The 9418-nt window shown below is 64.0% G+C and carries 6 protein-coding genes; all 6 read left to right on the forward strand.

Translation table 11 applies throughout. The features are described from left to right. Positions 1-2238: GH92 family glycosyl hydrolase (locus tag QZL63_RS03095; protein ID WP_290585838.1), on the forward strand; the 2238-nt coding region annotated here is incomplete at its 5' end. 190 nt (positions 2239-2428) lie between these two features. Continuing rightward, positions 2429-4174: a class I mannose-6-phosphate isomerase gene (locus QZL63_RS03100; RefSeq protein WP_022307872.1), complete on the forward strand. Its 1746-nt coding sequence runs from the start codon at positions 2429-2431 to the stop codon at positions 4172-4174. 23 nt (positions 4175-4197) lie between these two features. Next, positions 4198-5301 (forward strand): ROK family protein, encoded by a 1104-nt coding sequence (locus QZL63_RS03105; protein ID WP_022307873.1) that lies wholly within the window; start codon positions 4198-4200, stop codon positions 5299-5301. Between the two features lie 57 nt (positions 5302-5358). After that, a complete protein-coding gene (locus tag QZL63_RS03110; RefSeq protein ID WP_022307874.1) occupies positions 5359-7389 on the forward strand; it encodes a DUF5054 domain-containing protein in 2031 nt (676 codons plus the stop codon). A 55-nt stretch (positions 7390-7444) separates the two neighbouring features. Next, positions 7445-8176 (forward strand): GntR family transcriptional regulator, encoded by a 732-nt coding sequence (locus QZL63_RS03115; protein ID WP_022307875.1) that lies wholly within the window; start codon positions 7445-7447, stop codon positions 8174-8176. Positions 8177-8189: 13 nt separating this feature from the next. After that, positions 8190-9356, forward strand: coding sequence for an MFS transporter (locus QZL63_RS03120; protein ID WP_022307876.1), 1167 nt, complete (start codon positions 8190-8192; stop codon positions 9354-9356). The last annotated feature ends 62 nt before the right edge of the window (positions 9357-9418 follow it).

A 9418-nucleotide genomic window follows, 5' to 3' on the forward strand; every position in this document is an offset into this window, starting at 1 on the left:
GCGGGAAGAGACACCCAGCCGGTCGATTATGTCGATCTGTTCATCGGCACCTCGAACTCCCGCTGGATGCTCGGGCCCTATGCCCAGGCTCCGTTCGGAATGGTACAGCTCGGCCCCGACAACCAGGGCGACGTCTGGATGGGCGGCTACGAATACTCGATCCACAACGTCTCGGGCTTCAGCCACCTCCACGCCTGGACGATGGGAGGGCTGATGATCATGCCGACGACGGCCGACCTGGCCATCGGCAACCCCTCGACCGACTCTCCGTACCGGGGAGCCAACGCCGGCTACCACTCGCGCATCCTCAAGGAGAGCGAAACCGCCTCGCCGGGCTACTACTCCGTCTACCTCTATGACCACGCCGTGCGGGCCGAACTCACCGCCACCACCCGCTGCGGCGTCCACCGCTACACCTTCCCCGAGCGCAACGAATCGCGCATACTGATCGACCTGCTCTTTCCGACCGAATGGGACTACGGATTCCGCGTGCGCGACGCCCGCATCGCCCGCGTGAGCGATACGGAACTGGAAGGATATGCCGACTGCCAGTCGGGCCCGTGGAGCTGGTGGAACGAATACCGGCTGCACTTCGTCATCCGCTTCAGCCGTCCCTTCCGACGGCTCGACGGCTGGAACGAGGGGCGCATCGAGGAGGACATCCGCGAAATCACGGGGAAGGGCGACACGGGGGCCTACGCCCTCTTCACCACGACCGAAGGCGAACGCATCACGGTATGCACGGGGCTCTCGCTGGTGAGCATCGACCAGGCCCGGCTCAACATGCAGACCGAACTCGGACCGCTCGGCTATGACTTCGACCGCACGGCCCGGGCGACGCGCGAACAGTGGAACGAACTGCTGGGACGTGTCGAGGTGACGGGCGGCAGCGAACGCGACCGCGTGAAGTTCTACACGAACCTCTACCGTGCCTATGCCGGCAAACAGACATGGAACGACGTCGATGGCTCCTATGTCGATGCCGAGGAGCATGTCCGCCGCGTCGAGCGGGGCAACATGTACGGAGGCGACGCCTTCTGGAACACCTACTGGAACCTCAACGGGCTGTGGTCGATCCTTTCGCCGCGCATCGTGGACGACTGGGTAACCACGCAGCTCGAGATGTTCCGCCACACGGGATGGACCTGCAAGGGACCCGCCGGGCTGGAGTATTCGGGCATCATGGAGGGTTCGCACGAGACGGCGCTGCTCGTCGCCGCCTGCCAGAAGGGAATCCGCAGCGACCGGGAGGCCGTCTACGAGGCCGTGCACAAGAACGTCACCGTGCCGGGCATCAACCACCCGGGAGGAGGCAATGCCGGCAACCCGTTGCTCGATGTCTACGACCGCTTCGGGTACATGCCGCAGGAGTACGGCGTCGTGTCGAAGACGCTCGACTACGCCTACGACGACTGGTGCGTCGCCCAACTGGCCCGTGCTGTGGGCGACAGGCGCGAGGCTCGGCGGCTCGAAGCGCGCGCCCAAAACTACCGGAACGTCTTCCACCCCGAATGGAAATACGTCGCACGCCGCGACTCGACCGGCGGCTGGGACCCGGCATTCGACCGCTTCTCGAACGCAGGATTCATCGAGGGCAACAGCTGGCAGTACTCGTGGTACGTGCCGCACGACATCCCAGGGCTCGTGGAACTGATCGGCCGCGAGGAGTTCAACCGCCGCCTGGAGGAGGGCTTCGAGCGCTCGGAGCGCCACAACTTTGCAGCCCACGTCTTCGACCGCACAATGGGTCAGTCGGCCGAATTCTACATCAACCACGGCAATGAGGTGAACATGTGCACGCCCTACCTGTTCAACTACTCGGGCAAGCCGTGGCTGGCACAGCGCTGGGCACGCGCCATCCTCGAGCGCTTCTACGGAGAGACCCCCTATCACGGCTGGGAAGGAGACGAGGACGAAGGCCAGATGAGCGCCTGGTACGTGATGAGCGCCATGGGGCTCTTCGAGATGGACGGCGGATGTTCGGCCGAACCGATGGTGGACCTGGGCAGCCCGCTCTTCGAGAAGATCACCGTGCGGCTCGACCCCGACTACTACCCGGGGCGGACCTTCACCATCGAGGCGCGCAACAACTCGCCGGAGAATGTCTATGTCCAACGGGCCTACCTCAACGGAAAACGGCTCTCCCGTCCCCGCATTCCCTTTGCCGCGATCGCCGAAGGAGGCACTCTGCTCTTCGAGATGGGGCCCGAACCGGCGCCCGACTGCTACGAGGAGTAATCCCCGCAACCCGCCCCGCACGGGGCGCACAAAGCATGCACGAGGCCTGCCGGATGTCCGGCAGGCCTCGTCCGCAACGGGCAAAGGCCCGAAAAGAGCCATCCAAGGCCGGAAAAATCGCACAAACAATTGCATAATCAAAAAAGATTTGTTATGTTTGCACATATAAAAAATAAACATACATATCTCCATGGATACATCGCTACACACTCGTTCGAACTACGACAAGTTCCCGGCAACGGAAACCGAGGGCCGCATCTGGCGCGGCTGGGAGGAGATCGGCGCTGAGATCTCCCGACGTACCGACATCGAGCGTCCGCTGGTGGTGTTCGACACCTACCACGGCGTACACGACGCGGAGCTCACCGGAGCGCTCGCCCGCATGTGGCCCGACGCCGAACTGATCCGCACCGAAGAGCTCTTCCGCGACGAACGGCAGATCCGCTCCATGACCCAACCCTACGTGACCGACGACGAACTGTTCGGCTACCTCTCGCCGCTCGGCCTGGCCGACTTCTTCGACCCCGAACGCCTCGAAGAGGCCCGCGCACGGATCCTCCGCCGCGAACGCCGCACGATCGTCTACGGCTGCGGCGCCGGCTACGTCGCACCGAATGCCGACCTGACGCTCTACGCCGACATGGCCCGCTGGGAGATCCAGCAGCGCTTCCGCGCCCATGCCATCCACGGACTGGGCGTGGACAACTCGGCCGAAAGCCCCGCACGGCAGTACAAGCGCGGCTACTTCAACGACTGGCCCGTACTGGACAACCACAAGAAGAGCCTCTACAACCGCGTCGATTACTGGATCGACACGCACCGTCCCGGGCGCCCGCTGATGATCGCCGCCGAAACCTTCATGCAGGGCATCGACCGCACGGTACGCCGCCCGTTCCGTGTCGTACCGTTCTTCGATCCCGCGCCGTGGGGCGGACAATGGATGAAGGAGGTCTGCGACCTCGACCGCGAACGGGTCAATTTCGGATGGTGCTTCGACTGTGTGCCCGAGGAGAACAGCCTGCTGCTGAAGGTCGATGGCGAGCTGTTCGAGATGCCGGCACAGAACCTCGTCTATCTGCGCGCACAGGAACTGCTGGGCGCAGCCGACCGCCAGCGCTTCGGCGAGAGTTTCCCGATCCGCTTCGACTTCCTGGACACCATCGGCGGAGGCAACCTCAGCCTGCAGGTCCACCCCACCAACGAATACATCCGCCGCACCTTCGGCATGCGCTACACGCAGGACGAGAGTTACTACCTGCTCGATGCCGAACCCGGGGCCTGTGTCTACCTCGGCGTAAAACGGGGCGTCGATCCCGAAGAGATGCTCGCGGCGCTCCGTACGGCCCAGCAGGGAGGCGAGGCGTTCGACGCCGAACGTTTCGTGAACCGTTTCCCGGCCCGCAAGCACGACCATTACCTGATCCCGGGCGGCACGATCCACTGCTCGGGAGCCGGCGCCATGGTCCTCGAGATCAGCGCCACGCCCAATATCTTCACATTCAAGATGTGGGACTGGGGCCGCATGGGCCTCGACGGCAAGCCCCGCCCGATCAACATCGGCCACGCTTCCCATGTCATCAACTGGAAACGCGATACGGACGAGATACTCCGCCGCCACTGCAACCGCTTCGAGCCTATAGCCGAAGGCGAAGGGTGGCGCGAGGAGCGCACCGGGCTGCACGAGGCCGAGTTCATCGAGACCCGGCGCCACTGGTTCACCGGCGTCACGCCCCACACGATGCAGGGCGGCGTCGAGGTGCTCAACCTCGTCGAAGGCGACGCAGCCGTCGTCGAGAGCCCCACGGGTGCATTCGAGCCCTTCACGGTACACTACGCCGAGACCTTCATCATTCCCGCCTCGATCGGCAGCTACACGATCCGGCCGCTCGTGCCGGGTACGCCCTGCGGCACGGTCAAGGCCTATGTACGACACTGACAGCAAACAATCTACTACCGACCATGTACGAAACCGACCCACGCATCGTCCTCACGCTCGACGCCGGAGGCACGAACCTCATCTTCTCGGCGATCGCCGGCAACCGCGAAATCGTCGAACCGGTCCATTTCCACTCGGTGCCGGATGACCTCGACCGCATGCTCTCGACCCTCGTCGAGGGGTTCGAAGCGGTGCGGCGGCAGCTCGATGCAGCCCCCGTCGCCATCAGTTTCGCCTTCCCAGGACCGGCCGACTACGCCCACGGGATCATCGGCGACCTGCCCAACTTCCCGTCGTTCCGCGGCGGCGTGGCACTGGGGCCCTTCCTCGAGCGGAAGTTCGGCATTCCGGTGTTCATCAACAACGACGGCAACCTGTTCGCCTATGGCGAAGCCATCTCGGGCGCCCTGCCCGAGGTGAACGCCCTGCTCGAGCGCTCCGGATCGACCAAACGCTACCGCAACCTGCTCGGCGTGACGCTCGGCACGGGATTCGGCGCCGGCGCCGTGATCGACGGCCGGCTGCTGACCGGCGATAACGGATGCGGCGGAGACGTCTGGGTATTCCGCAACAAACACCACGCAGGGATGATCTGCGAGGAGAGCGTCAGCATCCGCGCCGTCCGCCGCGTCTACGGCGAAATAACCGGCTCGGACGCCGCCCACCTCACCCCCCGCGACATCTTCGACATCGCCGAAGGGACCCGCCCGGGAGACCGTGAAGCCGCCCGGGAGAGTTTCCGCCGCTTCGGCGAAGTGGCAGGCGACGTCATCTCGCAGGCCCTTACGATCATCGACGGCATCGTCGTGCTGGGCGGCGGCCTGACCGGAGCGGCCAAATACTTCATGCCCTCCCTGCTGGCGGAGATGCGCGGAGAGATCTGCACCTTCGCCGGCGACCGTTTCCCGCGGCTGCAGATGCAGACCTACGACCTCGACTCACCGGAGGAGGCTGCGGAGTTCGTGCGCGAGAAGTCGGTGCCGGTGGCCGTTCCGCACTCCGAAGAGCGTGTCCGCTACCACCACATCCGGCAGACCCCCGTCGTCCGCTCGAAACTCGGTGCCAGCCGGGCCATCGCACTGGGCGCCTACGCTTTCGCCATCGCGGAGCTCGACCGGAGACAATAACGCCCGGCGGCCCAACACTCCCGACAGAACCGACCCGAACAAACCAACCGAAGAACCATGAAAAAAATCCTGATCCTGCTTCTCGCATCGCTGGCGGGGAGCCTCGGGCTCGGAGCCGCCCCGCAACAGGCCTCCGACCCGCAGGTCGAAAAGGTCCTCGTGATCTTCAAGACCCACCTCGACATTGGATTCACCGACCTCAGTTCGAAGGTCGAGCAACGCTACATCGACTACTACATCCCCAAAGCCATCGAAGTGGCCCGCCGCCTGCGCGAAGAGGGAGGTGACGAGCGCTACGTCTGGACGACCGGCGCCTGGCTCGTCGATGCCTATCTGCGGCAGGCAACGCCCGAGGCCGCAGCCGAACTCGAGGAAGCCATCCGCCGCGGCGACATCGTGTGGAACGGTGTCCCCTACACGGTCGAGTCGGAATCGATGAACCGGGCCCTGTTCGAAGGGATCCTGCGGCTCTCGCAACGGCTCGACGCCCGGTTCGGAAAGCACACCTCGGCCGCCAAGATGACCGACGTCCCGGGCCATACGCGCAGCATCGTCCCGCTGTTGAGCGAAGCCGGAATCGGCTTCCTGCACGTCGGGACCAATCCGGCCGTGAGCGTGCCCGACGTGCCGCCCGTCTGCCGGTGGCGCGATCCGGCCTCCGGTCGGGAAATCATCCTGATGTACCAGGGATCCTACGGCGACACGATGCTCCTGCCCGACGGCCGGACCGCCGTGTCGATCAACCTCACGGGAGACAACCACGGTCCGCACTCAATCGAGGAGGTGCACCGCATCTTCGCCTCGCTGCGCGAACGCTACCCCTCGGCCCGGATTGTCGCCGCCTCGCTCAACGACGTGGCCGCGGCTCTCGAGCCGATGCGCGCCGACCTGCCGGTGGTCACCTCCGAGATCGGCGACACGTGGATCTACGGCTACGGCAGCGCCCCGCTGCGCATGGCCCGCTTCCGCGAACTCGGCCGTCTCTATGACGGCTGGATCCGTCAGGGACGCCTGGCGCCCGACAGCGATGCGGCCATCGACTTCGCCGTACGGCTGGGCATGATCGCCGAGCACACGTGGGGCGCCGACGTGAAGACCCACCTGCGCAATTGGGACAAATACGACTTCGACTCCTTCACGGCGGCCCGCACGCAACCCGAGTTCCTGTTCACGGAACAGTCGTGGCGCGAACTCGACGACAACATCGACAAGGCCGTGGCCCTGCTGCCCGACCCGCTTCGGGAAGAGGCCCGCGAAGCCCTGAAGCATGTCGGCGAGGTGGACCGCCGCCCCGTCACGGACAACGACAGCGACCGGAAGCTGGACGCCGCAGGGCGCTATGCATTCGAGGCAAAGGGCATGAAGTGCCTCCTGGGCGGCATAGCCTACCAGAGTTTCTCGAACGACGACTACACCCGGTTCCAGGATGCCTACCTCACCAGCCACGTACAGTGGGCGATCGAGGACAACGGCAAGCCGGGGCTCGACCGGAGCCCGGCCCGCAGCGCCACGATCGAGGCCCGCGTGGCGAAATGCTCGGTGGAGCGCAGCCGTGAGGGCCGCCGCATCCGCACCGAGATGGTCTTCCCCGAGGACGCACGGATCGACCCGCGCGTGCTGCCCGAAGCGGTACGCTGCCAGTGGGAGATCGCACGCGACGGACGCAGCGTCGCATGGACGGTGGACCTCGTCGGGAAACCCGCGAACCGGATGCCCGAGGCCTACTGGGTTTCGATCCGGCCCGAAGAGCTGCTCTCGGTAGTGGCCGAAAAGACAGGCGGACGCGTCGATCTGCTCGATGTCGTGCCGGGCGGCAACCGGCAGATGCACGGAATCGACCGCTATGTAGACCTCGTCACGCGCCGCGGTACGCTGCGCATCACCTCGCCCGACGCGCTGCTCGTGGTTGTGGGCGAGCGCAACGCGCTGAACTATTCGACCCAACTGCCCGACCTGCGGCAGGGCATACACTTCTGCCTCTTCGACAACCTTTGGGGCACGAACTTCTCCATGTGGTGGGGCGGCGACATGCGCTACCGGTTCCGGGCGGAGTGGATCGGAGAGGCGGAATGTTCAGAGAAACCGTAAAGATTAGTGCAAAATAATTATCTTTGTACGGATTGAACCCAACTACCGACAAAAGATGAACACACAAATCGATTTTTCAAGCAAGACCCCCTATCATGTGCAGGCGGAACACATCCTGCGCCAGATGATCAATACCGAAAAGTATCGCTCGGGGGCCATCCTTCCCAACGAGGTAGAACTCGCACAGGAACTCAAGATATCGCGCAATACCCTCCGACAGGCCATCAACCGGCTGGTGAACGAAGGGTTGCTGATCCGCAAGAAGGGAGTCGGCACCACGGTCAATACGCTGGGCAAGGCCAGCAGCAACGCCCGCAACTGGATGAGTTTCTCACAGGAGATGAAGGCGCTGGGCATCACGATCAAAAACTACGAGCTGCACATATGCTGGGAACAGGCCGCCCCCGAGGTGGCACGCTTCTTCCAGGTGACTCCCGATACGCGCATATTGCGCATGTCGCGCGTGCGCGGAAGCGAGCAGGCTCCGATCGTCTACTTCTACTCCTACTTCAACCCCGCCATCGGGATGACCGGCGAGGAGGACTTCACCCAACCCCTCTACACGATGCTCGAACAGCGCTACGGCGTCATCGTCCACAAGTCGGTCGAGGAGGTGAGCGCCATGCTGGCCGATGAGGAGCTGGCCGACAAACTGGGCATCCGGGCCGGCGACCCGATCCTCAAGCGCAAGCGTCTGGTGCTCGACGCCTCGGGATTCCCCGTCGAGTTCAACGTCGGCTACTACCGCGCCGACTCGTTCACCTACCGCATCGAGGCCGAAAAATAACCCGAACAACCCCATGAATAACAACAACTACTCCGTAAGCAAACTGCTGCCCGTCCTCTTCGGCTTCTTCGTGATGGGCTTCTGCGACGTGGTGGGCATCTCGACCAGCTACGTGCAGAAAGATTTCGCGCTCAACGAGACCCTCGCCGGATTCATCCCCTCGATGGTCTTCATCTGGTTCCTGCTGCTCTCGATCCCTGCAGCTCTGGTCATGAACCGCATCGGACGCAAGAAGATGGTGCAGGCGAGCAACCTGATCACCATCGTCGGCATGCTCATTCCCTTCATCGACTACAACCTGGCCACCTGCATGGCGGCTTTCGCCCTGCTGGGCATCGGCAACACGCTGCTGCAGGTGTCGCTCAACCCGCTGCTGACGAATGTCGTGCGCCCCGAGACGCTGACCAGCTCGCTCACCGCCGGACAGGTGGTCAAGGCCGTGTCGTCGTTCTGCGGACCGTTCATCGCTGCCTTCGCCGCCGGAGAACTGGGCAACTGGCAGTACCTCTTCCCGATCTACGCCGCCATCACGCTGCTGTCGGCCCTCTGGCTCCTCTGCACCCCGATCCAGGAGTCGCGCGAAGTACAGACGGCCTCTTCGGTCGGCGCTGCCTTCTCGCTGCTCAAGGACCGCACAGTGCTGATCCTCTTCCTGGGCATCGTCTTCGTCGTAGGCGTCGATGTAGGCATGAATACGGTTGCCCCGAAGCTGCTTATCGAACGCAGCGGATACGCCGTCGAGCAGGCCGGAATCGGTTCGAGCGTCTACTTTGTCTGCCGTACGGTCGGCGCACTGATCGGCTCGCTCCTGCTCGTGCGCATGAGCGATGTCCGCTACTTCCGGATCCATATCTTCGCAGCCATCGCCGCCATGATCGTCCTCTGGTTCACCCATGCGACGGTCGGCATGCTGGTGCTGGTCGGTCTGATCGGCTTCGCCTGCTCGAGCATCTTCTCGGTGATCTATTCGGCGGCACTCAAGAGCCACCCGGACAAGGCCAACGAGATCTCGGGACTGATGATCACGGGAGTCTGCGGCGGTGCGGTCATCCCGCCGCTGATGGGAGCCTCGGCCGATTTTGCCGGCAGCCAGATCGGCTCGCTCGTCGTCATCACCTGCTGCATGGCCTATCTGGCCGTCTGCGCGCTCCTGCTGCGCCGCTTCGAGACGAAAAAGTAGACAACCGCGCCTTCGCGCCCCAACGGAAAAGAGCGGCGGCGAACCTTTCGGGGTTCGCCGCC

This window comes from Alistipes sp. CAG:268 (genome assembly GCA_000434235.1).
GTDB classification, from domain to species: Bacteria; Bacteroidota; Bacteroidia; order Bacteroidales; family Rikenellaceae; genus Alistipes; species Alistipes avistercoris.

Excerpts from the sequence above, each read along its gene's own strand:
- QZL63_RS03100 (WP_022307872.1), top strand. The coding sequence starts at position 2,429 with ATGGATACATCGCTACACACTCGTTCGAACTACGACAAGTTCCCGGCA.
- QZL63_RS03105 (WP_022307873.1), top strand. The coding sequence starts at position 4,198 with ATGTACGAAACCGACCCACGCATCGTCCTCACGCTCGACGCCGGAGGC.
- QZL63_RS03110 (WP_022307874.1), top strand. The coding sequence starts at position 5,359 with ATGAAAAAAATCCTGATCCTGCTTCTCGCATCGCTGGCGGGGAGCCTC.
- QZL63_RS03120 (WP_022307876.1), top strand. The coding sequence starts at position 8,190 with ATGAATAACAACAACTACTCCGTAAGCAAACTGCTGCCCGTCCTCTTC.
- QZL63_RS03115 (WP_022307875.1), top strand. The coding sequence starts at position 7,445 with ATGAACACACAAATCGATTTTTCAAGCAAGACCCCCTATCATGTGCAG.